The organism is Streptomyces yongxingensis (assembly GCF_055597465.1).
The window spans coordinates 3,864,047-3,889,071 of the sequence record NZ_CM145717.1; the positions used below are offsets into that span (position 1 = coordinate 3,864,047).

Sequence of the window (25,025 nt, forward strand, 5' to 3'; positions counted from 1 at the left end):
GTCCTGTCAGCGCCCCGGCGTCCAGCGCCCCGGCGTCCTGCCGGTGCGCACCGCGCATCCCGTCAGCGTGCCGCCACGCCGTCGGCCAGGCCGTCCACCAGGCGCAGGCGATGAGCCACGGCGGCTGCCTCGGCCCGGCCCGAGACGCCCAGCTTGGCCAGGATGTTGGAGACATGGACGCTGGCCGTCTTGGGCGAGATGAAGAGCTCCTCGGCGATCTGGCGATTGCTGCGCCCGTCGGCGACCAGCCGCAGCACATCCCGCTCCCGGGGCGTCAGCCCCAGCTCCTCGGCCGGATCGGCGGGTTCGGCGGCCGGGGCGGGGGAGCCCGGGGCCGGGGGCAGCGCGGGGGTGCGGGGCCGGGACGCGTCCAGTGCGGCGCGGGTCGCGGCGGACGCCAGGGGCAGCCGGGCGCGCCGGGCCAGTAGCTCGATCTCCTCGCGCAGCGGACGGGCGCCCAGCCGGTCGGCCACGGCATGCGCCTGGGCGAGCAGTTCGGCGGCGTGCTCGCGATCGGCCTGGGCCGGGGCGCCTTGGCCGGAGGCACCCTGGCCGGGGAGGCCCTGGCCGGGGAGGCCCTGCCCGGGGACGTTCTGACCGGGGGCAGGGTGCCCGGGGATGCCCTGACCGGAAGCACCCTGACCGTGGGCGCCCTGCCTGGGGGCGCCCTGGCCCTGGGCGCTCTGGCCCTGGGCGCCCTGGCCCTGGGCGCCCTGGCCGTGGGCGCTCTGGCCGTGGGCGCTCTGGCCGTGGGCACCGTGACCGTTGGCGCCCTGCCTGGGGGCGCCCTGCCTGGGGGCGCCTTGACCGTGGGCGCCCTGGCCGGAGGCGCCGTTGCCCGCGGTGAGCAGCGCCTCCGCCCAGCGGTGGCGGGCGCGGGCCAGCGGGTACGGGCGGTCCAGCGCGGCGAAGGCGGCCGTGGCCTCGGCCCAGAGGTCGGGCCGGTCCCGGCCCTCGGCACGCGCCAGTTCGGCCTGCACCATCGCCGCGTGGGCCCGCCATACCGGCACGGGCTGCGGCACCCGCTTCGCCGCCGCCCGGAGGCGGGCCAGCGCCTCGCCCCGGCCCGGCTCGGCCGTGGGCAGTCCGCGGGAGGCCGACTCGGCCGCGGCGGCCGTGTACAGCAACCGCCAGGCATAGCGCTGCATCCCGGGCGGGAAACCGGCCTCCACGACCTGCTGCAGCAGGGCCCGGACCTCCAGGATCCGGCCGCGCGCCGCCGCGAGTTCGATGGCATGCCCCGCGACCTGGAGGGTGTACTGCGGTTCGGTGTTGCGGGCGCCGTAGTGCTCCCGGGCGGCGGCCAGCTCGCGCTCCGCCGTGTCCCATTCCCCGCGCGCCAGCGCCAGTTGGGCGAGCCGGTTGGAGGCGGTGCCGCGCGGCTTGGTGCCGAGGGCGAGCCGCCGGGTCTTCAGGGCCGCCGCCTCCGCCTCGTCCCAGCGGCCCAGGGAGAACAGCGACTCGGCCAGATTCCCGTAGACCCAGGCCCGGGAGTCCACCAGGCCGACGCGGTCCAGGATCCGGGCGCCCTCCTCGGCGGTCTCCACCGCCTCGGCCGACCGGCCGACCCCCTCCAGCGCCGAGGCTAGATTGACATAGCAGCGCCCCAGGACGCTGATGTCGCCGAGGGCCAGGGCCCGCTCGCAGACCTCGCGCATCTCGGCCAGCCCGCGCTCGATGTCGCCGGAGTCACCGGTGAAGTAGCCAAGCGTCAGGCGGGCGTTCAGCTCCGTGCCCTCGGCGCCGACCAGCCGGGCCAGCTCCACCGCCCGTTCGGCGGCGGCCAGGCCCTCGGCACCTGGCCGGTGGGTCATCGTCCAGCCCGCCACCTGCGCCATGACCTCGGCGTGCACGGGGGACGGCGGCAGCCCGCGCACCAGCTCCTGGGCCCGGCTCAGCTCCTCCCAGCCGTCACCGCGGGCCAGGCCCTCCATCAGCTTGCCCTGCTGGGTCCAGAACCAGGCGGCCCGCAGCGGGTCGTCACCGCCGCGCTCCAGCGTCCGCAGCGCCCGCTTGCTGACGGCCAGCGCGCGCTCCCGCTGCCCGGACATATGCGCGGCCACCACCACCTCGGCGAGCAGATCGAGATGGCGCAGCGCCTGGTCCTCACAGCCGCAGGCGGGGTACACCTCCGCGTAGTCCATGGGCCGCTGCGCCCGCCGTATCTCCTTGGGGACGTCCTCCCACAGCTCCATGGCCCGCTCCAGCAGCCGCAGCTGCTCCGCGTGGGCGTACCGCCGCCGCGCCTCGACGGACGCCTGGAGCACGGCGGGCAGGGCCTTGGCGGGGTCGTGCGCGTGGTACCAGTAGCTGGCCAGCCGGGCGGCCCGCTCATCGGCCCGCACCAGCGCGGGCTCGGCCTCCAGCACCTCCGCGAAGCGCCGGTTGAGCCGGGAGCGCTCCCCGGGCAGCAGATCGTCGCGCACGGCCTCGCGCACCAGCGAATGCCGGAAGCGGTAGCCGCTGTCGTCGGCCGTGGGGCGCAGGATGTTCGCCCCGACCGCGGCCCGCAGTGCGTCGATCAGCTCGTCCTCGTCCAGCCGGGCGACCGCGCGCAGCAGTTCGTACTCCACCGAGGAGCCGCCCTCGGCGAGGATCCGCACCACCCCCTGGGCCTCCTCGGGCAGCGCCTCGACCCGCACCAGCAGCAGATCGCGCAGGGATTCGCTGAGGCCGGTGGCGCAGCCCTCGTTGAGGGAGCGGGCGATCTCCTCCACGAAGAAGGCGTTGCCGTCGCTGCGCTCGAAGATCCGGTCGACCAGCTCGCGCTCCGGCTCGGCCCCGTTGATCCCGGTGAGCTGGGCGTGCACCTCGCCCCGGGTGAAGCGGGACAGCTCGATGCGCCGCACCTCGCGCGTCCGGTCCACCTCGGCGAGGAACGGGCGCAGCGGATGGCGGCGGTGGATGTCGTCGGAGCGGTAGGTGGCCACGACCAGCAGCCGGGCGCTGAGCAGCGACCGGAAGAGATAGCCGAGCAGCTCGCGGGTGGAGCGGTCGGCCCAGTGCAGATCCTCGATGGCGACGACGAGGGTGCGCTCCGCGGCCAGCCGCTCCAGCAGCCGGACGGTGAGCTCGAACAGCCGGGCCCGGCCGTCCCCGTCGTGGGACGCGCGGGAGGTCTCGCCCAGTTCGGGCAGCAGCCGGGCCAGTTCGCCCTCCTGCCCTGCGGCGGCCCCGTCCAGCTCGGTGCCCAGCTTGCGGCGCAGTGAGCGCAGCACGGTGGACACGGGCGCGAACGGCAGTCCGTCGGCGCCGATTTCCACACAGCCGCCGACCGCCGTGACCGCCCCCGCGGTCACGGCCGAGGCCAGGAACTCGTCGATGAGCCGGGTCTTGCCGACCCCCGCCTCTCCCCCCACCAGCAGCACCTGCGGCTCGCCCGCGGTGGCGCGGGCGAGCGCGTCCTCGAGGGTGGCCAACTCCTGGGCGCGGCCGATGAACACAGGGCTGACAGACGTGGTGTGCACGTCGTCGAGCATCGCACAGGGCCCCGACACCGCGGCACCGGCTTTTCCGGCACCCACCGCTCCGGATTCCACCGCTTTGGCGCCTACCACTTTGGCGCCCACCGCTCCGGCCCCCGCCCCGGCCCCCATGACGAGCGGCACCGCCCGGCCGCCGTCAGGCCGCCGTGCGGTACGACCGTGGTGAGCGGTGGCCGCGCCAGCGCCGGACCGGCCTCACCCGCCCTCCGCTCCCCCGCCCGGCCGACCGGCCGTCGGCCCCCTCCACCGCCTCCCGCACCAGCCGGTGGGCGGCGGCCTCCCGCCGCAGCTCGGCCTCGCGGATACGGTGCAACTCATGGTGCAGCATGGCGTTCTCCCTGGTGACGAGTGGTTTCGTGGAACGCGTCCACTCTCGTCGCCCAGGAGGGTCCGGCACATCGGGAGGCTGCCCGATCTTCGCTCGGGCCAGGGCCTTAGGCGCCCCGCCCGAACGGCTGAGAAAGCCTGAGGAGGGTCCTTAGGGCACCGGCGACCGTGCCGCACCGGCCCGCGCCGCGCCGTTCGCGGGCTGCCCCGGCAGCGGCACGGGCACCGGCACCGGCCCGGACGGCGGGCCCGCGCCATCGCCCTCCGCGCCGCCCTCGGCGTCGTCCGCGCTGCCGCCCTCGGCGTCGTCCGCGCCGTCGCCCTCCGCCTCGATGCTGATCCTCGGCAGCAGCCGCTCCAGCCAGCCCGGCAGCCACCAGTTGGCGCCCCCGAGCAGATGCATCAGCGCGGGCACCAGGAGCGTACGGAGGACGAAGGCGTCCAGGGCGACCGCGGCCGCCAGCCCGATGCCGAACATCGCGATGATCCGGTCGCCGCTGAGCACGAATGCCGAGAAGACCGCGATCATGATGACGGCCGCGGAGTTGATGACCCGGCTGGTCTCGGCGAGCCCCACCCGGACCGCGGTGCGGTTGTCGCGGGTGCGCCGCCACTCCTCGTACATCCGGCTGACCAGGAAGACCTGGTAGTCCATGGACAGCCCGAAGAGCACCGACACCATGATCACCGGCAGGAAGGGCTCGATCGGGCCCGCCCTGCCCAGCCCCAGCAGTTCGCTCCCCCAGCCCCATTGGAAGATCGCGACCACCACGCCGAAGGACGACGCGACGGCGGCCACATTCATGACCGCCGCCTTGATCGGGATGCCGATGCTGCGGAACGCGAGCAGCAACAGCGCACATCCCAGCGCCACCACCACCCCCACGAACAGCGGCAGCTTGCTCACGATCACCGCGGCGAAGTCGTCGTAGCCCGCGGTCAGCCCGCCCACGTAGACCCGCAGCGAGCTGCCCTCCTCGGCCCGGGGCAGCACCTCGGCGCGCAGCCGTCCGACGAGGTCGGAGGTGTCCCGTGACTGCGGTGCCGTCGTGGGGACGACCGTGATGACGCCGGTGTCGCCGCCTCCGCCCAGGTCCGCCGCGCTCACCGAGGCCACCCCGTGGATGGTCCGCAGGGTCTCGGGCAGCTGCGTGAAGGCCATACGGTCGTCGGCCCCGTCCATGCTGCCTATCAGCGTCAACGGACCGTTGAAACCTGGTCCGAACCCCTCGGCCAGCAGGTCGTAGGCCCGTCGCGTGGTCGAGGCCGAGGAGCCGTTGCCCTGATCCGAGGTGCCCAGGTGGAGCGAGAAGGTGGGGAGGGCGAGCACCGCGATGAGGGCGGCCGCGACCGCGCCCAGCAGCTTGGGGCGGCGCTCGACGCAGAGCGCCCAGCGGGCGCCCAGGCCCTGGGACGCCGCGGCCTCCGGCCCCCGCTCGGCCAGCCGTCCGCGCTCCCTCCGGCTCAGGGCCCGCATGCCGATCAGGCCGAGCAGCGCGGGCAGCAGGGTGAGCGAGGTGGCGACGGTAAGGGCGACGGTGAGCGCCGCCGCGACCGCCACCCCGTTGAGGAAGGACAGCCGCAGGACGAGCATGCCGAGGAGCGCGAGACAGACGGTCGCGCCCGCGAAGACCACCGCGCGCCCCGAGGTGGCCACCGCGCGCTGGGCGGCCTGTTCGACCGACAGCCCCCGCCGCAGCCCCTTGCGGTGCCGGGTGACGATGAACAGCGCGTAGTCGATCCCCACGCCGAGGCCGATCAGCATGCCGAGCATGGGCGCGAAGTCGGCGATCGTCATGGCGTGGCCGAGCAGCCCGATGGCCGCGTACCCGGTGCCGACGCCGATGAGCGCGGTGGCGATCGGCAGCAGTGTCGCCGCGAGCGAGCCGAAGGCGAGGAAGAGCACCACGGCGGCCACGCCGACCCCGATGGCCTCGCTCAGATGGGCGGGCCCGGTCCGCTCGGTGAGCCCGGCGCCCGCACCGCCCATCTCGACCTGAAGGCCCTTGGCCCCGGAGGCGGCGGAGCGCACCGTGTCGAGCACCCGGCGCACCTCCGCCTCGCCCAGGTCGGCGGCGGGTTCCCGGAAGACGACGGTGGCGTAGGCGGTGTGCCCGTCGGCGCTGATCCGGCCGTTGTCACCGGCTTCGCCGAGCCCGCCGGATCCGCCCAACCGGCCGGTGTCAGCGGCGCCGTACGGACCGGTCGCTGAGACGGCGCCGTACGGGCCGGTCACGGAGGCGACGCCGGGCAGGTCAGCGACCTGCCGCAGCGCCGCCGTCATCCGCCGCTCGACCCCTGGGGCGCGTACGGTGCCCGCGCCGTCCGCGGTGTGCCAGACGATGGTGTCGCTGTCCCCCGCCCGGTCCGGCAGCCGCCGCTCCATCAGGGCGGAGACCTTGGAGGAGTCGGTGCCCGGGATGTCGTAGTCGTTGGAGTACGCCGAGCCCGTCACGGCCGCCGCCGCGGCGACCCCGGCGAAGGCGGCCAGCCACAGCACGATGACGATGGCGCGGCGCCTGAGACACCAGCGGGCGAGTGCGGCCATGGCTGCTTTCCGGGTCGTGCGCCGGGGGGCGACGTGATGTGCTTGTGACCTGGCACTCTGCCAGGCGGAAGAGATCCTTTGTCCCCTTTGTGGGCTTCGCCACATAAGGGAGGGGGAAGTCGGAGAGCATGAATCCTGCCGCGTCCGGAGGCCGCCGCCCGCGTATCGGCATCGGCGGTATGCACATCGAGTCCAGCACCTTCAGCCCGCACCGCGCCTCCTACGACGACTTCCGCGTCACCCGCGGCGCCGAGCTGCTGGGCCGCTACGCCTGGACCCGGCCGGACGGCGATCTGGCCGGGCGCGCCGAGTGGGTGCCCCTGCTCCACGCCGTCTCGCTCCCCGGCGGCCCGGTCGAGCGCGGGACCTACGACCGGATCAAGGGTGAGCTGATCGAGCGACTGCGGCGGGCCGGTCCGCTCGACGGGCTGGTGTACGACATCCACGGCGCGATGAGCGTCGTGGGCCTCGAGGACGCCGAGGGCGACCTGACCGAGGCCGTACGGGAGGCGATCGGGCCCGACGCGCTGATCTCCGCCGCCATGGACCTGCACGGCAATGTCTCCCGCCGCTTCGCCGGCCGGCTCGATCTGATCACCGCCCACCGGCTCGCCCCGCACGAGGACGCCTGGGAGACCCGCGAGCGCGCCGCCCGCAAGCTGGTGGAGCGCCTGGCCTCCGGCAGGGGCCGCCCGCATCTGGCCTGGGTGCAGATCCCGGTGCTGCTGCCCGGTGAGCGCACCAGCACCCGTCTGGAGCCCGCCAAGTCGCTGTACGGGCGGCTGGCCGCCGTGGAGGCGATGGACGGTGTCGTGGACGCGGCGATCTGGGTGGGCTACGCCTGGGCCGACGAGCCGCGCTGCCGGGCGGCCGTGGTGGTGACCGGCGACGACCCCGTGCTCGCCGTCGAGCAGACCCGTTCCCTGGCCCGCGAGTACTGGGAGATGCGCCGCGACTTCGCCTTCGTCGGCCCCACCGGCGGCGCCGACGAGTGCATCGCCGAGGCCGTCGCCTCCTCCGCCCGCCCCTTCCTGATCAGCGACTCCGGCGACAATCCCACGGCCGGGGGCGCCGGGGACCTGGCCTATATGCTCGGGCGGCTGCTGGCCAACGAGGACCTGGCCGCCGGCCGCGCCACCGCCCTGCACCCCGGGATCACCGATCCGGCGGCGGTCGCGGAGTGCTTCGCCGCCGGGCCGGGCGCGACGGTCCGGCTGTCCGTGGGCGGCGGGATCAGCCGGGGGACGGCGGACCACGCCGCGCCCTGCGAGCTGACCGGCGAGGTGGTCGCCCTGCGCCGCGACGACCCGGTCGGCGGGGATCTCGCGGCGGTGCGACAGGGGGGCGTCACGGCGATCCTGGTCAGCCGCCGCAAGCCCTTCCACACCCTGGCCGACTTCGGCGAGCTGGACCCGCGCGGCTATGACCTCGTCGTCGTCAAGATCGGCTATCTGGAGCCCGAGCTGTACGCCCTGGCGGCGGACTGGCGGCTCGCGCTCACCCCCGGCGGGGTCGACCAGGATCTGCCGCGCCTGGGCCATCGGCGCCTCGTGCGGCCGCTGTACCCCTTCGACGACGAGGGGTTCGAGGTGCCGCACTTGGAGCCGCTGCTGCTCTAGGGGTGTCCGGGCCGCTCTGGGGTGTCCGGGCCGCTCTGGGGTGTCCGGCTGCTCTGGGGGTGTCCGGCGGGTCTTGGCGCCTGCGGCGGGCCGCTCCCCCCTCCCCTTCCCACAACTGGGGCACCGCCCCAGACCCCGGCCGCGTCACAGGTGGCGCGGTCGGCCTCCCCGGCCAGTGAGCTGGTCGCGGCGCCGGTCGGCTCGTCGACCCCTTGGGGTCCAGGGGCGGAGCTTCTGGTAGCGGGGAGGGGAGAGACCCACCGGACAGTGCGGAAGGGCGCGTACGACGGCGGCGGGGCGCGCTCTCGCGCACCCCGCCGCCGTCAGGAAACGAAACAGGCGAACGTCCGGCCGGTCAGCCCTCGACGCCCAGCTTCTCCAGGATCAGCTCGCGCACCCGCGCCGCGTCCGCCTGGCCGCGCGTGGCCTTCATGACCGCGCCGACCAGCGCACCCGCCGCCGCGACCTTGCCGCCGCGGATCTTGTCGGCGATGGCCGCGTTGGCCGCGATCGCCTCGTCCACGGCGATGCCCAGCGCACCCTCGTCCGAGACGACCTTCAGCCCGCGCTCGGCCACCACCTGGTCCGGGTCGCCCTCGCCCGCGAGGACGCCCTCGATGGTCTGGCGGGCCAGCTTGTCGTTGAGCGAACCCTCCTTGACCAGCGCGCACACCCGGGCCACCTGTGCCGGGGTGATCGGCAGCGCCGCGAGCTCCACCCCGTCCTCGTTGGCACGGCGGGCCAGCTCGCCCATCCACCACTTACGGGCCTGGTCGGCCGGGGCACCCTCGTCCATCGTGGCCGTGATCAGGTCGATCGCACCGGCGTTGAGCACCGACTGCATCTCGTGCCGGGACAGGCCCCACTCCTCGCGCAGCCGGTTGCGGCGCACCCGCGGCAGCTCCGGAAGCCCGCCGCGCAGCTCCTCCACCCACGCCCGGGCGGGGGCGACCGGCACCAGGTCGGGCTCGGGGAAGTAGCGGTAGTCCTCCGCCTCCTCCTTGACCCGGCCGGAGGTCGTGGAGCCGTCCTCCTCGTGGAAGTGGCGGGTCTCCTGGATGATCGTGCCGCCGTCGCCCAGCACCGCGGCATGGCGCTGGATCTCGAAGCGGACCGCGCGCTCGACCGACCGCAGCGAGTTGACGTTCTTGGTCTCGGAGCGGGTGCCGAACTTCTCGGCGCCGTGCGGGCGCAGCGACAGGTTCACATCGCAGCGCATCTGGCCCATCTCCATGCGCGCCTCGGAGACCCCGAGCGACTTGATGAGCTCGCGCAGCTCGGTCACATACGCCTTGGCGACCTCCGGGGCCTTCTCCCCGGCGCCGACGATCGGCTTGGTGACGATCTCGATCAGCGGGATCCCGGCCCGGTTGTAGTCCAGGAGGGAGTGCTGGGCGCCGTGGATGCGGCCGGTCGCGCCACCCACATGGGTGGACTTGCCGGTGTCCTCCTCCATATGGGCGCGCTCGATCTCGACGCGGAAGACCTCACCGTCGACGTCGACGTCCAGATAGCCGTTGTAGGCGATCGGCTCGTCGTACTGCGACGTCTGGAAGTTCTTCGGCATGTCCGGATAGAAGTAGTTCTTCCGGGCGAAGCGGCACCATTCGGCGATCTCGCAGTTGAGCGCGAGCCCGATCTTGATGGCGGACTCGACGCCGGTCGCGTTGACCACCGGGAGCGAGCCGGGCAGGCCGAGGCAGGTGGGGCAGGTCTGCGTGTTGGGCTCGGCGCCCAGCGCCGTGGAGCACCCGCAGAACATCTTGGTCTTGGTGCCGAGCTCGACGTGCACCTCGAGCCCCATCACGGGGTCGTAGGTGGCGAGGGCGTCCTCGTACGACACCAGTTCAGTGACGGTCACGGAAAAACTAACCTCTCAGTCCGCGAGGACGTCGTCGTCGCCCATGCGCTTGAGCTCGCGGATGAGCAGGGCGACGCCGGTGACGATGGCGGCGGCCGAGACCACCGCGTCGGCCAGCTGCAGCTTGTCGTTCTCGAATCGGGCCTTCTTGGCCTGCTTCGCCACACTGACCGCGCCGAACAGCGAGGTCGCGATGGACAGGTAGGTGCCGGGCCTGGACTTCTTGAAGCCCTTCGCCTTCTTGATCGCACTCATAGTGACGGTGCCTCCTCGATCAGCGGGTGGCCCCACTTGTCGATGAGCGCGGCCTCGACCGCGGCACCGACCTTGTAGAGCCGGTCGTCGGCCATGGCGGGGGCGATGATCTGCAGTCCGACCGGCAGACCGTCCTCCGGCGCCAGACCGCAGGGCAGTGACATGGCCGCGTTCCCCGCGAGGTTCGTGGGAATCGTGCAGAGGTCGGCCAGATACATCGCCATCGGGTCGTCGGCGCGCTCGCCGATCGGGAACGCGGTGGTCGGCGTGGTCGGCGAGATCAGCACGTCGACCCGCTCGAACGCGCGTCCGAAGTCGCGCTTGATCAGCGTGCGGACCTTCTGCGCGGAGCCGTAGTACGCGTCGTAGTAGCCGGAGCTGAGCGCGTAGGTGCCGAGCATGATCCGGCGCTTGACCTCGGCGCCGAAGCCCTCCGCGCGGGTGAGCGCGGTGACGTCCTCGGCGGACTTGGTGCCGTCGTCGCCCACCCGCAGGCCGTAGCGCATGGCGTCGAAACGGGCCAGGTTGGACGAGCACTCGGACGGCGCGATCAGGTAGTACGCGGCCAGCGCCTTGTCGAAGGACGGGCAGGAGATCTCCTCGATCTCGGCGCCCAGCTCCCGCAGCAGCTCCACCGACTCGTTGAAGCGCTGCATGACGCCGGCCTGGTAGCCCTCGCCCGCGAACTCCTTGACGACGCCGATCCGCATGCCCCGCACACTTCCGTTGCGGGCGGCCTCGACGACGGCCGGGACCGGCTCGTCGATGGAGGTCGAGTCCATCGGGTCGTGTCCGGCGATGACCTCGTGCAGCAGCGCCGCGTCCAGCACGGTGCGGGCGCAGGGGCCGCCCTGGTCGAGCGAGGACGAGAACGCCACCATGCCGTAGCGGGAGACCCCGCCGTACGTCGGCTTGACCCCGACCGTGCCGGTGACGGCGGCGGGCTGGCGGATCGAGCCGCCGGTGTCGGTGCCGATGGCGAGCGGGGCCTGGAAGGAGGCCAGCGAGGCGGACGAGCCGCCGCCGGAGCCGCCGGGGACCCGGGTGAGGTCCCAGGGGTTGCCGGTGGGGCCGAAGGCGCTGTTCTCGGTCGAGGACCCCATGGCGAACTCGTCCATGTTGGTCTTGCCGAGGACGATCACGTCCGCGTCCCGCAGCCGCTGGGTGACCGTCGCGTCGTACGGCGGGATCCACCCGTCGAGGATCTTGGAACCGACCGTGGTCGGGATCCCCTTGGTGGTGAAGATGTCCTTGAGCGCGAGCGGAACACCGGCCAGCGGGCCCAGCTCCTCGCCGCGCTCCCGCTTCGCGTCGACGGCGCGCGCCTGGGCGAGCGCCCCCTCGCGGTCCACGTGGAGGAAGGCGTGCACCTTCTCGTCGACGGCCTCGATACGGGCCAGGTGCGCCTCGGTCACCTCGACGGCGGTGACCTCGCCGGAGGCGATCCTGGCGGCGATCTCGGCCGCGGTGAGCCTGGTCAGGTCGGTCACGGTGGTCACTCCTCCCCCAGGATCTGCGGCACCTTGAAACGCTGCTGCTCCTGGGCCGGGGCGCAGGCCAGCGCCTGCTGCGGGGTCAGGGACGGACGGACCTCGTCCGGGCGCATGACGTTGGTCAGCGGCAGCGGGTGAGAGGTCGGCGGAACGTCTTGGTCGGCGACCTCGGAGACGCGGGCGACCGCGCCGATGATGTCGTCGAGCTGTCCGGCGAAGTGGTCGAGCTCTTCGTCCTTCAGCTCCAGACGCGCCAGCCGGGCGAGGTGGGCGACCTCCTCGCGCGTGATGCCAGGCATGCAGCGATCCTCTGGGTGAGTGTGGAGTGTTTCGGCCCCAATCCTATGGCTCCCCGCGCACCCGGCGCGAAAGGCTTTGGGTGCGCCTGGTCGTGGGCAATCGTTCAGCGGGGCGGAACGGGTGGGCACGACCCACCCACCGGCCCGCACCCGGCAACGAAACACCGAGGGGCAGCGCCCTCACGTCACCGGCTGATCCGCGTCCTCGTCCGCCTCCGCGGTAGCGGCTTCGCTCGACGGCTCCGCCGTCTCGCGGTGCCAGCCACCCTCGCCCCGCGCCCGCAGCCACGCCGTCGTCTCCTCCGGCGGCATCGCCGCGGCCACCAGCCAGCCCTGGACCGCGTCGCAGCCCAGATCCCGCAGCCGCTCCCAGGTCTCGTCGTCCTCGACGCCCTCCGCGACCACGAGCAGGCCCAGCGAGTGGGCGAGGTCGACCGTACAGCGGACGATCTCCGCGTCCTCGTTGTCCACGGCCAGCCGGGCCACGAAGGAACGGTCGATCTTGAGCTCGCTCACCGGCAGCCGCCGCAGGTGGACCAGCGAGGAGTACCCGGTGCCGAAATCGTCGAGCGACATCTTCACTCCGTGCCCGGTGAGCCCGGCCAGGGTGTCGGCGGCCCGCTGCGGGTCCTCCAGCAGGACGTGCTCGGTTATCTCCAGTTGCAGGGCGCCCGCCGGGACCCCGTGCCGGGCCAGCCGCCCGGCGACCGCGCCCGCGAAGCCGGGGGTGTGGACATCGCGCGGCGAGACGTTGACGGCGACGGGCACCTCGAGGCCGTCGGCGCGCCACCGCGCGACCTGGCCCAGGGCCGTCTCCAGGACGTACTCGGTCAGCCGGGGCATCAGCCCCGAGCTCTCGGCCATGGAGATGAACTCGTCCGGCGGCACCTTCCCCCGGTCCGGGTGCACCCAGCGCACCAGGGCCTCCAGACCCGCCACATGCCCGTCGAAGCCGACCTTGGGCTGGTAGTGCAGTTCGACGTCGCCCGCGTCCAGGGCGCGCCGCAGATCGCCGAGCAGACCGAGCCGGTCGGGGGTGTTGCCGTCCCGCCGCGCCTCGTACAGCTCGACTCCGCTGCGGTCCCGCTTGGCCTGGTACATCGCGACGTCGGCGCGGCGCAGCAGCCCCTCGGCGTCCAGGGCGTGGTCGGGGTAGACCGCGACGCCCGCGCTGGCCTCCAGCACCAGGGTCAGCCCGTCCAGGTCGAGCGGGGAGCCGAGGTCGCCGACGAGGACGCGGGCGCTGCGCTGGGCGCTGGTGAGCGAGTCGGTGGTGGGCAGCAGCACCGCGAACTCGTCGCCGCCGAGCCGGGCCACCTCCGCGCCGCGCGGCAGGGCGAGCCGCAGCCGCTCGGCGATCTGGAGCAGCAGCCGGTCACCGGCCAGATGGCCCAGGGTGTCGTTGACCGAACGGAAGCGGTCGAGGTCCAGCAGCACCAGCGCGGTGCGGGTGCCGGCCCGCTCGGCCTCGTCCAGCGCGGTCCAGGTGCGCTCCAGCAGCCACTGGCGGTTGGGCAGCCCGGTGAGCGGGTCGCGGAGCTGCTCCTCGGCGCGGACCCGGGCGATCCACAGCGTGGAGTCCAGGGCGACCAGCGGCACCGCGAACAGCGGGAGCAGCAGCGGGGTGTCCCCGGCGACGACCACGATGAGGGGGGCGATGCCGAGGAGCGCGATGCCGACGAGGGCCTGCCGGAAGAGGGCGGTGCGGGCGACGGTGGGCAGTCCGGCGCCGGGCGGGGCGAGGGAGCACCACAACAGGGCGCGGGTCACCGCGAGATAGACGAAGGCGGCCAGGGCCGTCTGGGGGATGGCGGACACATGCCAGGTGTCGGTGCGCCAGGGGTGTTCGACGGAGGGGGTGGTGCCGAAGGCGGCGAGGGTGAGGGCGGCGGCACCGACCCCGAGGATGTCGACCGCGCCGTGCAGGGCGGCCTGCCGCCATCGGTGCCGGCGGGCGGCGCCGACGAGGACGACCACGGCGAGGCTGACCAGCACGGCCGGAATCCAGCCGTAGAGCAGCAGCGCCGCCAGGGTTAACGCGGCCCCGGAGCCGGTGCCGCCCCACCAGCGGTCACGGCCGAGGGCGACCAGATGGCCGACGATGATTCCGGTGAGCACGGCGAGCGACCAGCCCACGGTTCCGTCGGGAAAGAGCGCATTGCCCGCGTCGAGCACTCGGAACACTCCGATACCGAGTGCGAAAGCCGCCATGGCGACCGCGGCGGCCGGCAGCGCGGGCAGCACGGCCCGGCGCAGCCGCGACGCCGGGGCGGCGCTTTCGGTCGGTTTCATACCCGTCCCTCTCACAGCCGGCGGTGCCAGCGCCACGGCGGGCGCACACCTCAACAGTAGGCGGCAGAAGGGGAAGACGGGCGGCGATCGGCGACGGTTCCCCGAATGCCGCCCGACGATCCATGACCTTCTGCTATGCGCTGTAAGGGTGATGCCCTCCGGCTGTACCCGGGAAGTGCTCCCAGTCGTAATCCGGCCAGGTTTGGACCCATTGAGCGGACAAGATGGCCGGAGCACTGCGCCGGATGGGTGGAGCGGCTACTCCAACCGCCGCTCCACCGGCCATCCGCGCTACTCCGCGGACTCTTCCGCGGGCGTCAACGCGACCTCTCTCGCCGCCTCGGGACCCTGTTCGAGCAGGACGCCAAATCCGTCCTCATCAAGCACGGGAACCTTCACCTGCATGGCCTTGTCATACTTCGAGCCCGGATTGTCGCCGACTACCACGAAATCGGTCTTTTTCGAAACCGATCCGGTGACTTTGGCACCACGGCTCTGCAGCGCCTCCTTGGCCCCATCCCGGGTGTACGACTGCAGCGTTCCGGTGACGACGACGGTGAGGCCCTCCAGCGGACGGGGGCCCTCGTCCTCGCCACCCTCCTCCTCCAGCCGGACCCCGGCGCGCCGCCATTTCTCGACGATCTCGCGGTGCCAGTCGACCGCGAACCACTCCTTGAGCGAGGCGGCGATGGTGGGTCCGACCCCCTCCACGGCCGCCAGCTCCTCCTCGTCCGCCTCGGCGATCCGGTCCAGCGAACGGAATTCCCGGGCCAGCGCGGTGGCGGCCACGGGGCCGACATGACGGATCGAAAGGCCGGTGATGATCCGGGCCAGCGGGCGCTCCTTGGCCGCCTCGATATTGGCCAGCATCGCCAGGGCGTTCTTCTTCGCCTCGCCCTTCTGGGTGGCGAAGAAGGTGACGACCTTCTCCTCACCGGTCTCCGGATCGCGCTTGGGCAGTCCGCTGTCCGGGTCCAGTACATACGACCGAATGGGCAGCAGTTGTTCGATCTTCAGGTCGAACAGATCGCCCTCGTCCTTCACCGGGGGTTCGGCGGGTTCCAGCGGCTGGGTGAGGGCGGCCGCCGCGACATAGCCGAGGTTCTCGATGTCCAGGGATTTGCGCCCGGCGAGATAGAAAATCCGCTCGCGAAGCTGCGCCGGGCAGGACCGGCCGTTGGGACACCGCAGATCGACATCGCCCTCCTTGGCGGGCTGGAGCGGTGTATCGCACTCGGGGCAGGTGGCCGGCATCACGAATTCCCGCTCGCTGCCGTCCCGCAGATCGACGACCGGGCCCAGGATTTCCGGAATGACATCGCCCGCTTTGCGCAGCACCACGGTGTCACCGATCAGCACGCCTTTGGCCTTGACCACATCCTGGTTGTGCAGCGTCGCGAATTCGACCTCCGAACCCGCGACCGTGATCGGCTCGACCACCGCATAAGGCGTCACCCGCCCCGTGCGCCCCACGCCCACCCGGATGTCCACCAGCTTGGTGTTGACCTCCTCGGGCGGGAACTTCCAGGCGATCGCCCAGCGCGGCGCCCGCGAGGTGGAGCCGAGCCGCCCTTGCAGCGGGATCTCGTCCAGCTTCACGACCGCGCCGTCGATCTCGTGCTCCACCGAGTGCCGGTGCTCGCTCTCGCCGTAGTACGCGATGTACTCGCGCACGCCCTCGATCGAGTCCACCACCGAGAAGTGGGCGGCGGTGGGCAGCCCCCACTCGTGCAGCAGCTCGTACGCCTGCGACAGCCGGTCGATGTCGAAGCCCTCGCGCGCCCCGATGCCGTGCACCACCATGTCCAGCGGCCGGGACGCGGTGATCTTCGGGTCCTTCTGGCGCAGCGAACCCGCCGCCGCGTTCCGGGGGTTGGCGAAGGGCGGCTTGCCCGCCTCCACCAGCCGCCGGTTCAGCTCCTCGAACCGCTCGCGGGGCAGGAAGACTTCACCGCGCACCTCCACCAGCGCCGGGACGCGGTCGCCCGTCAGCCGGTTGGGGATCTTGGCGATCGTCCGCACATTGGGGGTGATGTCCTCGCCGGTGCGGCCGTCGCCACGGGTCGCGGCGCGGGTCAGCCGCCCGTGCTCATAGGTGAGGTTGACCGCGAGGCCGTCCACCTTCAGCTCGCACAGGAAGTGGTACGAGCCGCTGCCCAGCTCCTTGGCGATGCGGTCCGCCCAGCCGGCCAGCTCCTCGTCGTCGAAGGCGTTGTCCAGGCTGAGCATCCGCTCCCGGTGCGCGACCTCGGTGAACTCCGTCTCGTACGCCCCCGCGACCTTCTGGGTCGGCGAATCGGGCGTACGGAGCGTGGGGTGCTCCTCCTCCAGCGCCTCCAGCTCGCGCATGAGCTTGTCGAACTCGGCGTCACTGACGACCGGCGCGTCCTTCACGTAGTACCGGAAGCGGTGCTCCTCGATCTGCTCAGCGAGCCTGGCATGCCTCTCCCGCACCTCGGCGGGGACCTTTGACTGCTGTTCGCCGGCCACCGTGTCGTCCTCCCGTTACTCAGGGTTGTCCGCGAGCGATCTCGCCGCCCGGACGCAGTGGGCCAGCGCGGCGCGGGCGTACCCGGGCGAGGCGCCCGCGAGCCCGCACGACGGGGTGACCACCACCGACTCCGCGAGAGCCGCCGGTGCCAGCCCCAGCCTGCGCCACAGCGTCCTGACACCCCCGACGCTACCGGCAGGGTCCGACAATGGGGCGTCGGTGCCGGGTACCGCGCCGATGAGGAGTGCCGTACCGCCTTCCACGGCTTCCCCGATCGCCTCTTCCTCACCCTCCGTGAGCAGCGACAGATCGAAGGAGATCCCCGCGACGCCCGCGCGCCGCAGCAGCCCGAACGGCACGGCCGGCGCGCACGAGTGCACCACGACCGGCCCGTCGGCCGCCTCGACCAGGGTCCGCAGCGCGCCCTCGGCCACGCCCCGGTCCACGGCCGCGTGGGTGCGGTAGCCGCTGGCCGTACGGACGCTCCCGCGCAGCACCGACGTCAGCGACGGCTCGTCGAGCTGGAGCACCACCTCGGCGCCCGGCACCCGGCGGCGCACCTCCGCCAGATGGGCGCGCACGCCCTCGGCGAGCGAGGCCGTGAGGTCCCGGCAGGCGCCCGGGTCGCCCAGCGCGGCCTCGCCGCCGCGCAGTTCGAGGGAGGCGGCCAGGGTCCAGGGCCCCACGGCCGACACCTTGAGCGCGCCCTGGTGCCCCTGGGTGAACTCCTCCAGCGCGTCCAGGTCCTCGCCCAGCCAGGAGCGGGCCCGCCGGGTGTCCCGGCCCGGCCGGTCGCTGATCCGCCAGCCGCTGGGCTCGACATGCGCGTACAGCTCGACCAGCATCCCGGCGGTGCGCCCGATCATGTCCGCGCCGGGCCCGCGCGCGGGCAGCTCCGGGAGGTACGGCAGGGCCTCCAGCGAGCCGGTGACGGTCTTCGCGGCCTCCCGCGCGTCGCCGCCCGGCATCGATCCGACGCCGCTTGCCGCTCCGCGGGGCCATGGGTGGTGGGTTGTGGTCTTCTCGCTCACCAGCGAAAGGGTAAGCGGTCCGCTGGGGTGCCCCGAGATGCAGTCGGTCATCTGCGGCATCGTTGTGGCTGAGCGCGCGCACGCGGCGGAGCCGCACATCGACACAGCCCCGCGCCCCTACGGGGCGCCTCCCGACCGCAGCCGACCTCCGCCGCCGAGACGGCTCAGCCGCGCGGACGCACCTGGAGGTCGGTGATCTCGGCGTCACGCGGCAGGTCGAGCGCGGTCAGGATGGTGCTCGCCACGGTCTCGGGCGCGATCCAGCGCTCCGCCTCGTACTCCTTGCCCTCCTGCTGGTGCACCTTCACCTGCATCGGGGTGGCCGTGCGCCCCGGGTAGACCGTGGTCACCCGGACGCCGTTGCCGCTCTCCTCCCAGCGCAGCGCGTCGGCCAGCGCCTTGAGCCCGTGCTTGCTGGCGGCGTACGCGGCCCACTGGGCGTTGGCGCGCAGCCCGGCGCCGGAATTGACGAAGACGACATGTCCCTGGGCGAGCCGGAGCTGCGGCAGCAGCAGCCGGGTCAGCTCGGCGGGCGCCACGAGGTTGGCGGCGAGCTGGCGGTGCCACGCCTTCGGGGTCAGCTCGCCGACCTCGCCCAGGTCGACCACTCCGGCGATGTGCAGCAGCGAGTCCAGCCGGTCGGGCAGCGTCTGGTGGCCCAGTGCCCAGGACAGCCGGTCCGGGTCGGCCAGGTCGCCGACGACCGTCCGCACCCCCGGGAACCGGCCCGCCAGCTCCTTCGCCCGCCCGGCGTCCCGCGCGAGCAGCCACAGCTCCTCACCGCGCTCGGTCAGCCGCTCGGTGACCGCCGCGCCGATGCCCGAGCCTGCCCCAGTGATCAGATGCGTTCCCATGCTCCCCAGCTTGCCTCACCCAGGGACGCGCCCCGACGACGGTCCCGGCTTGGCGCGATCCCATGCCCGAAACCCGCGCGGCCTTCCCGCCAGGCGCTCCCATCCTGTAACGGGCCCAGCGCCGGCTGTTACGGGGCCGGGGGCTCAGACGGACTCCAGATACGTCATGGCCTCCGTCCCGCTCTCCGCGAAGAAGACCAGCTCGCTCAGCGGCCGGGGCAGGAACCCCTCCTCCTCCATCCGCTGGAACTGCTGCTTCAGGCCGTCGTAGAACCCCGCCGCGTTGAGCAGCACCACCGGCTTGATGTGCAGCCCGTGCTTCTTGAGCTCCAGGATCTCGGTGGCCTCGTCCAGCGTCCCGGTGCCGCCGACCATGATCACGACGGCGTCGGCGCGGGCGAGCAGCTGCGCCTTGCGCTCGGCGAGGTCCTTGGCGATCACCATCTCGTCGGCGTTCTCCCGGGCCTTGGCGGCGAGGAACTCCACCGAGATCCCGACCAGCCGTCCCCCGTGCTCCTGCACCCCGTCCGCCATCACCTTCATCAGTCCGACATCGGACCCGCCCCAGACCAGCGTGTGCCCGCCCTTGCCGATCAGCTCGGCGAACTCGCGGGCGGGGGCGGTGTAACGGTCGTCGAGGTCGGCGGCGGAGCAGAAGACGCAGATGTTCATGCGCGCCACTCTACGAGCCGGGTCGGACACCTTCGCCGCCCCGCGCCACGGGTCACGCCGTGCGGCGGGCTGTTCCCCTCCCCGCCCCTGGACCCCGAAGCCCGGGGAGCCCCTGCCACGCGGCGCAGCCGCATACCGATGCTGCGGGAAGGGGCGGAGCCCCGGTTCCGGGGTCTGGGGCAGAGCCCCCCACGCGGCGGAGCCGCATATCGTCAGGTGTCGGGGAGGGGCGGGGAGGGGAGCAGTCCGCCGCAGGCGTCAAGACCCGCCCGGCCCCTGGACGTCCTGTCTCCGCGCCCGGACTTACCCCCTGCCCACCGCGCCGACGTGGGCGAGTACCGCCGCGGCGCCGTCCTCCGCCGCGATGGCGTCGGCGAGCTCCGCCGCCCGGCGGCGGAGGGCGGGGTCGGTCAGGCAGGTGGTGATCGCCGTGGCGAGGGATTCGGCGGTGAGAGCGTCGAGCGGCAGCGGGCGCGGGGCGACTCCGAGCCGGTGGAGTCGTGCCGCCCAGAACGGCTGGTCGGCCATGGCGGGCACCGGCACCGCGGGGACCCCGGCGCGCAGTCCGGCCGCGGTGGTGCCCGCTCCGGCGTGGTGGACGACGGCGGCCGTACGGGGGAACAGCCAGTCGTGCGGGAGGTCGCCGACCGCCAGGACGTCGTCCCCGGCCGCGGTCAGCCCGGCCCATCCCGCCTGCACCACCGCGCGCACCCCCGCCCGGGCCACCGCCGCCGTCACCAGCTCGCCCAGCCGCTCCCCCTCGCCCGGCGCCATGCTGCCGAACCCGATGAACACCGGCGGCGGACCGGCCTGGAGGAAGTCGACCAGCTCGGCCGGGGGCCGCCAGTCCCGGGGCCGGGCGGGCCACCAGTAGCCCGCGACGTCCACCCCGGTCGGCCAGTCCGCCGGACGCGGTACGACCAGCGGACTGAAGCCGTGGAAGACCGGCCGGATGTCCGCTCCCGTCGTCCGCGAGGTGGTGGTCGGCAGCCCGAGCCGGGTGCGCAGCCCCGCCACGGCGCCCGCCTGGAGCGCTCCGGCGTCCGCCAGCAGCCGCCGCCCCGCCGCCAGGTTGCCGTCCGGCCCGAGGTCCTCGGCGTCCGTGGCACCGGCCAGGGGAAACTCCCGTGTGGCGCAGGCCGGTGCGAGGAAGGCGCCGATGACGGGGACGCCGGACGCCTCACCGGCCACCCGGCTGAGCGCCGCCGGGCCGAACGCGGTGAGCACCAGGTCGGCCCCGTCCGCCACCGCCGCCGCCACCCCGTCGGCGAGCCGGTCCAGGAACGCCGCCATCGCCGCCCGCGCCTCGTCCCACGAGGCCGCCCGCGCCCTGGCGCGGATCAACTCCCGGGGATCGCCCGGCAGCGGCCGGTGGTCCAGACCGCATCCGTCGATGAGCCCGGCGAAGGGCGGGTGCGCGGCCACGGCCACCTCATGACCGGCCTCCACCAGACGCCGCCCCAGGCCCGTGTACGGAGCGACGTCCCCGCGCGAACCGGCAGTCACGATCAGAATCCGCATGTGATGATCCTCCTCGGCGAGCGCCGCCCGGCGCGCACCCGGACGACGGCGTTCGCCACGGACGCTAAGGGCTCCCGCACGGTGGAGGTTCAAGCAACGGTGACGGACGGCTCCCAGGACAGCACCCAGGACGGTGGCACGGTGGGCATAGGTCACACGGTGGGCATCGGCGAGCTGGCCGCGCGCACCGGACTGCCGGTCAAGACGATCCGCTACTACTCGGATATCGGGCTGCTGCCCGAGAGCGGACGCAGTCCGGGCGGCCACCGCAGATACGCCGCGGACGCGTTGCCCCGGCTCCGGCTGATCCAGCGCCTCCGCGCGCTCGGCACCCCCATCGCCGCGATCGCCGCGGTGATGACGGGGGAACGCCCGCTGGCCGAACTGGTCACCCGTGAACTGGACGCCGTTCAGGCGCGGTTGCGCGAGGCGACGTGGCGCCGGGGGCTGCTGCGGGCCCTGGACGACTGCCCCGGCCCGGAGCGGCTGCGCCGCCTCGCCCTGCTCGCCGGGGTGGGCAGTCCGGACGACGCCCACGACCGGCTGGTGCGGTACTGGCACTGGGCGCTCCCGGCCGGTCTGCCGCGCCGCCTGGCCCAGAGGGTCATCGAGGGCGCGGTGCCCGCGCCGCCGGCCGCCCCGGCCACCGCGACCGTCCTGGCCTACGCCGAGTTGCACGCCCTGGCCACCGCGGACGACCGGCGCCGCCAACCGCAGCCCCACCAGGTGGGCGACGTCGCGTCGTTCTACGCCGGTCTCCTGGACGCCTGCGCGCTGGCCGGCGAGGCCCTGGTCTCCGGCTGCCCGGAGCGGCGCGCCGAAGCGCTCGGCCACTTCGTGCGCACCTACGCCCGCGTCGACGGCCACGACGACACACCGGCGTTCCGCGCGCATCTGCGCACCCGGTTCCGCCGTGGGACGCGCGCCGGTTCGTTCTCGCTGCGCTACTGGCGACAGGCCCTCGCCGTCACCGGCGAGACCCCGCCACCCTCCGCGGCCTCCGGCCAGGGACACCTCGCGGCACCGCTCGCCGCCCTGCACCATCAGGTCGCGGGCCTCCCCCTCTGACCGCGAACGCCCGGTGAGCCCCGGGGTGGCCGGTGGCGGGACGGGCCCGCCACCGGCCACCCGGCGGGGTCACACCCGGGAGGGTCAGCGGGTGAAGTGGAAGATGCCCCAGGTCACATGGCGGTTCCTGCCGCCCTCGACCCAGTTGCTCAGCCCCTTCTTCATATGGGTGAGGTAGTCGGCGCTGACCTGCTCCGTCAGGCCGTCCGCCTCCTGGCGCCGGGTTTCCTCCAGGACCCGGGCGTAGTGGGTGATCAGATGCTCGCGGTGCTCCTGGAAGCCGCCGCCGACCTCGATGAAGCCGAGCCGCGCCAGTTCATGGCGGTAGAACTCGGGCGACCCCATGGTCTCCAGATGGATGCGGTCCAGGATGGGGCGGAGGGTTTCGGCGGGGCAGCCGTCGGCCGCCATGGGGTCGGTGAAGATGAGGTGACCGCCGGGGCGCAGCACGCGGGCGGCCTCCTCCAGGGGGCGGGCGCGGTTGCCGCTGTGCAGGAACGCGTCCTGGGACCAGACGACGTCGACGCTGTCGTCCGGCAGCGGGATGGACTCGAAGGAGCCGTCCATCACCTCGATGGCCTCGGTCAGCCCGCGCTCGGCGTTCAGCGCGCGATGGCGCTCGTTCTCCACCTCGCTGAGGTTGAGCGCCATGACGCGGCAGCCGTACGTCTCGGCCAGGTAGCGCGCCGAGCCGCCGAAGCCCGCTCCGAGGTCGAGGACGACGGAGGACTCGGTCAGGTCCAGCTGCCCGGCCATACGGGCCACGGTGCGCCTGCTGGCCTCGGCGATCGGCTCGTCGGGCCGGTCGTAGATGCCGATGTGGATGTCCTCGCCGCCCCAGACACTCCAGTAGAAGGCGTCGGCGTCCGCGGAGTTGTAGTAGTCGCGGGCGGTGCCCACGGCTCCCGAATACTCCTCGTTCGCCGTGACCGAACCGATCGGGCCGACCGGTTCCTCCGTCGTGCGGTATTCCTTCTCCGCGACGTGGATGAAGAAGTCGGGCCGCTCCTCCCGGTAGGTGTGCTGGAAGTCGCCGTAGGTCTCGATCCGCTGGAAGCCGACCTCCTCCAGCAGCCTGCGCGTGTAGTCCTTGCGCAGCGGAAACATGTTGAGGTGGTAGACGGATTCGTCGGGGAAGCTGTAGCGCATGCGCACCAGCCCCTCGTCCACGTACTCCGGTTCGACGGCGACGTCTTCTCCGCAGTAGTAGTACACATGCTTGCTGCTGTAGCCGCGATCGAGGATCGCGTCGTAGTTGCGCTGGTCCAGGACCAGGATTCCGTCGTGCTTGAGCATGGCGTAGAACTCCGCGAGCGCCTTGCGCCGGTCACGCTCGGAGAACAGATGCGTGAAGGAGTTCCCGAGGCAGACGATGGCGTCGTACTCGCCGTGGGCGTCGCGGTTGAGCCAGCGCCAGTCGGCCTGGACGACGCGGAGGATGTGGTCACCGTGCTTGAGCCCGTTGGAGAATGCCTGGGCGAGCATCTCGGCACTGCCGTCGGCGCTCACGGTCTCGAATCCGGCCTCGAGCAGCCGGACCGAGTGGAAGCCGGTCCCGGTGGCCACGTCCAGGACCTTCTTGACGCCGCGCTCGCGCAGCAGGTCGATGAAGAACGTACCCTCGCTCTCCGACCTCCGATCCCAGTCGATCAGCGAGTCCCACTTTTCGACGAAGCTGGGTACGTACTCCTCTGTGTAGTGATCAGTGTCCCTGACATCAACTGGATTGTCGCCAAATTTCTGTACAGGTTGCGCAGAAATAACGGAACCTCCGGTGCTGAGACAGCGGACCACGGCACCCGTGTCCGCCGGGCGCATTCCCGGATTCCCGTGACGCATGCCACCGGAATGGCCGGACGCACGTTAATTTCAGAGAAACTGATCGCGCCAAACGGAGATCAACCACCCAATCCTGACTTTCGGCTTCTTTCTCACCAAAAGCGGATATCGACCTGGAATTCTCCGCGACCTTCCAGAGTTTTCCGGGGTCTTCCGGGGTCTTCCAGGACCGACGGCACCGCCGCTACGAGGCGACCGCCTGGGCGCGCTCGGTCGCGGCGATGGTCGCGGAACCGACCACCCGGGTGTCGTCGTAGAGCACGATCGCCTGCCCCGGGGCCACACCCCGCACCGGCTCGGTGAAGGTCACCCGTAGCCCGGTTTCCCCGATCGGCTCGGCCATCACCTCGGTTTCGCCGCCATGTGCGCGAAGCTGGGCGGTGTAGGTGCCCGGGCCCACCGGAGGGGCCCCGCACCAGCGCGGCTTGACGGCGGTGAGAGCGGCGACGTCCAGGGCCTCGACGGGGCCGACCGTGACCGTGTTGTTCACCGGGGAGATGTCCAGGACATAGCGCGGCTTGCCGTCGGGCGCCGGATGGCCGATGCGCAGCCCCTTGCGCTGGCCGATGGTGAAGCCGTACGCGCCCTCGTGGGTGCCCAGCTTGTGCCCGTCCTCGTCGACGATGTCGCCCTCGGCCGCCCCCAGGTGCTGGGCCAGGAAGCCCTGGGTGTCGCCGTCGGCGATGAAGCAGATGTCATGGCTGTCGGGCTTCTTGGCCACGGCCAGGCCCCGCCGCTCCGCCTCCGCGCGGATCTCGTCCTTGGTGGTCAGGGTGTCGCCGAGGGGGAACATCGCGTGGGCGAGCTGGCGCTCGTCGAGCACGCCGAGGACGTAGGACTGGTCCTTGGCCATATCACTGGCGCGGTGCAGCTCCCGCGAGCCGTCCTCGCGCTCCACGATCGTGGCGTAGTGCCCGGTGCAGACGGCGTCGAAGCCGAGGGCGAGGGCCTTGTCCAGCAGCGCGGCGAACTTGATCTTCTCGTTGCAGCGCAGACACGGATTGGGGGTGCGGCCCGCCTCGTACTCGGCGATGAAGTCCTCGACCACGTCCTCACGGAAGCGCTCGGCGAGGTCCCACACATAGAAGGGGATCCCGATCACATCGGCGGCCCGCCGGGCGTCCCGCGAGTCCTCGATGGTGCAACAGCCACGGGCGCCGGTGCGGAAGGACTGCGGGTTGGCGGAGAGCGCGAGGTGGACGCCGGTCACATCGTGGCCCGCCTCGGCCGCCCGCGCGGCGGCGACCGCGGAGTCCACACCGCCGGACATGGCGGCGAGGACGCGCAGCCGACGGCCGTCGCGGGGACCTGTGGGCACACCGGGGAAGTCAGTCATAACCCCGCCAGCATAAGTCGGTACGTACGCAACG

Annotated in this window: 17 protein-coding genes; 2 read left to right on the forward strand and 15 right to left on the reverse strand. The window is 72.8% G+C overall.

The window, feature by feature from the left end; all coding sequences use genetic code 11:
* Positions 1–62 precede the first annotated feature (62 nt).
* The 3 genes from ACZ6TD_RS16115 to ACZ6TD_RS16125 form a co-directional block, all read right to left on the reverse strand.
* Positions 63–3,479, reverse strand: coding sequence for a helix-turn-helix transcriptional regulator (locus ACZ6TD_RS16115; RefSeq protein ID WP_471357771.1), 3,417 nt, complete (start codon positions 3,477–3,479; stop codon positions 63–65).
* A 142-nt stretch (positions 3,480–3,621) separates the two neighbouring features.
* Positions 3,622–3,813: a hypothetical protein gene (locus tag ACZ6TD_RS16120; RefSeq protein ID WP_471354591.1), complete on the reverse strand. Its 192-nt coding sequence runs from the start codon at positions 3,811–3,813 to the stop codon at positions 3,622–3,624.
* A 150-nt stretch (positions 3,814–3,963) separates the two neighbouring features.
* The gene (locus ACZ6TD_RS16125) at positions 3,964–6,360 is read right to left on the reverse strand and encodes an MMPL family transporter (RefSeq protein ID WP_471354593.1); all 2,397 of its coding nucleotides are present in this window, start codon (positions 6,358–6,360) and stop codon (positions 3,964–3,966) included.
* 128 nt (positions 6,361–6,488) lie between these two features.
* Here ACZ6TD_RS16125 and ACZ6TD_RS16130 point away from each other — a divergent pair, with 128 nt between their 5' ends.
* Complete coding sequence (locus tag ACZ6TD_RS16130) at positions 6,489–7,979, forward strand: M81 family metallopeptidase (protein ID WP_471354595.1); 1,491 nt, start codon at positions 6,489–6,491, stop codon at positions 7,977–7,979.
* Positions 7,980–8,334: 355 nt separating this feature from the next.
* Here the strand turns inward: ACZ6TD_RS16130 and gatB are convergent, their stop codons facing one another.
* The 10 genes from gatB to ACZ6TD_RS16180 all read right to left on the reverse strand — a co-directional run bounded on the left by gatB (position 8,335) and on the right by ACZ6TD_RS16180 (position 20,748).
* A complete protein-coding gene (gatB, locus tag ACZ6TD_RS16135) occupies positions 8,335–9,840 on the reverse strand; it encodes an Asp-tRNA(Asn)/Glu-tRNA(Gln) amidotransferase subunit GatB (protein ID WP_471354596.1) in 1,506 nt (501 codons plus the stop codon).
* Between the two features lie 15 nt (positions 9,841–9,855).
* A complete protein-coding gene (locus ACZ6TD_RS16140; RefSeq protein WP_020868240.1) occupies positions 9,856–10,095 on the reverse strand; it encodes a hypothetical protein in 240 nt (79 codons plus the stop codon).
* Positions 10,092–11,585, reverse strand: a complete 1,494-nt coding sequence (gene gatA, locus ACZ6TD_RS16145) for an Asp-tRNA(Asn)/Glu-tRNA(Gln) amidotransferase subunit GatA (protein WP_471354599.1) — start codon at positions 11,583–11,585, stop codon at positions 10,092–10,094. The genes ACZ6TD_RS16140 and gatA overlap by 4 nt, the downstream gene beginning before the upstream one ends.
* 5 nt (positions 11,586–11,590) lie before the next feature.
* Positions 11,591–11,887, reverse strand: coding sequence for an Asp-tRNA(Asn)/Glu-tRNA(Gln) amidotransferase subunit GatC (gatC, locus tag ACZ6TD_RS16150; RefSeq protein WP_471354601.1), 297 nt, complete (start codon positions 11,885–11,887; stop codon positions 11,591–11,593).
* A 180-nt stretch (positions 11,888–12,067) separates the two neighbouring features.
* Positions 12,068–14,179 carry a putative bifunctional diguanylate cyclase/phosphodiesterase gene (locus ACZ6TD_RS16155; RefSeq protein ID WP_471354602.1) on the reverse strand — a complete coding sequence of 704 codons (2,112 nt, stop codon included), beginning with the start codon at positions 14,177–14,179 and terminating at the stop codon, positions 12,068–12,070.
* Positions 14,180–14,470: 291 nt separating this feature from the next.
* Complete coding sequence (ligA, locus tag ACZ6TD_RS16160) at positions 14,471–16,669, reverse strand: NAD-dependent DNA ligase LigA (protein ID WP_471354605.1); 2,199 nt, start codon at positions 16,667–16,669, stop codon at positions 14,471–14,473.
* A 15-nt stretch (positions 16,670–16,684) separates the two neighbouring features.
* On the reverse strand, positions 16,685–17,638 hold the full coding sequence (locus ACZ6TD_RS16165) for a methionine synthase (protein WP_471357774.1): 954 nt from the start codon (positions 17,636–17,638) through the stop codon (positions 16,685–16,687).
* 227 nt (positions 17,639–17,865) lie between these two features.
* On the reverse strand, positions 17,866–18,555 hold the full coding sequence (locus tag ACZ6TD_RS16170) for an SDR family oxidoreductase (RefSeq protein WP_471354607.1): 690 nt from the start codon (positions 18,553–18,555) through the stop codon (positions 17,866–17,868).
* Positions 18,556–18,699: 144 nt separating this feature from the next.
* A complete protein-coding gene (locus ACZ6TD_RS16175) occupies positions 18,700–19,227 on the reverse strand; it encodes an LOG family protein (RefSeq protein WP_471354609.1) in 528 nt (175 codons plus the stop codon).
* Positions 19,228–19,530: 303 nt separating this feature from the next.
* A complete protein-coding gene (locus ACZ6TD_RS16180; protein ID WP_471354611.1) occupies positions 19,531–20,748 on the reverse strand; it encodes a glycosyltransferase in 1,218 nt (405 codons plus the stop codon).
* Positions 20,749–20,751: 3 nt separating this feature from the next.
* Between ACZ6TD_RS16180 and ACZ6TD_RS16185 the strand changes: the two genes are divergently transcribed.
* Positions 20,752–21,816, forward strand: coding sequence for a MerR family transcriptional regulator (locus ACZ6TD_RS16185; RefSeq protein WP_471357776.1), 1,065 nt, complete (start codon positions 20,752–20,754; stop codon positions 21,814–21,816).
* Between the two features lie 84 nt (positions 21,817–21,900).
* Here the strand turns inward: ACZ6TD_RS16185 and ACZ6TD_RS16190 are convergent, their stop codons facing one another.
* Both ACZ6TD_RS16190 and mnmA read right to left on the reverse strand, forming a co-directional pair.
* Complete coding sequence (locus ACZ6TD_RS16190) at positions 21,901–23,655, reverse strand: glycine/sarcosine N-methyltransferase (RefSeq protein WP_471354613.1); 1,755 nt, start codon at positions 23,653–23,655, stop codon at positions 21,901–21,903.
* A 184-nt stretch (positions 23,656–23,839) separates the two neighbouring features.
* Positions 23,840–24,991 (reverse strand): tRNA 2-thiouridine(34) synthase MnmA, encoded by a 1,152-nt coding sequence (gene mnmA / locus ACZ6TD_RS16195; protein ID WP_471354615.1) that lies wholly within the window; start codon positions 24,989–24,991, stop codon positions 23,840–23,842.
* Positions 24,992–25,025: the final 34 nt, after the last annotated feature.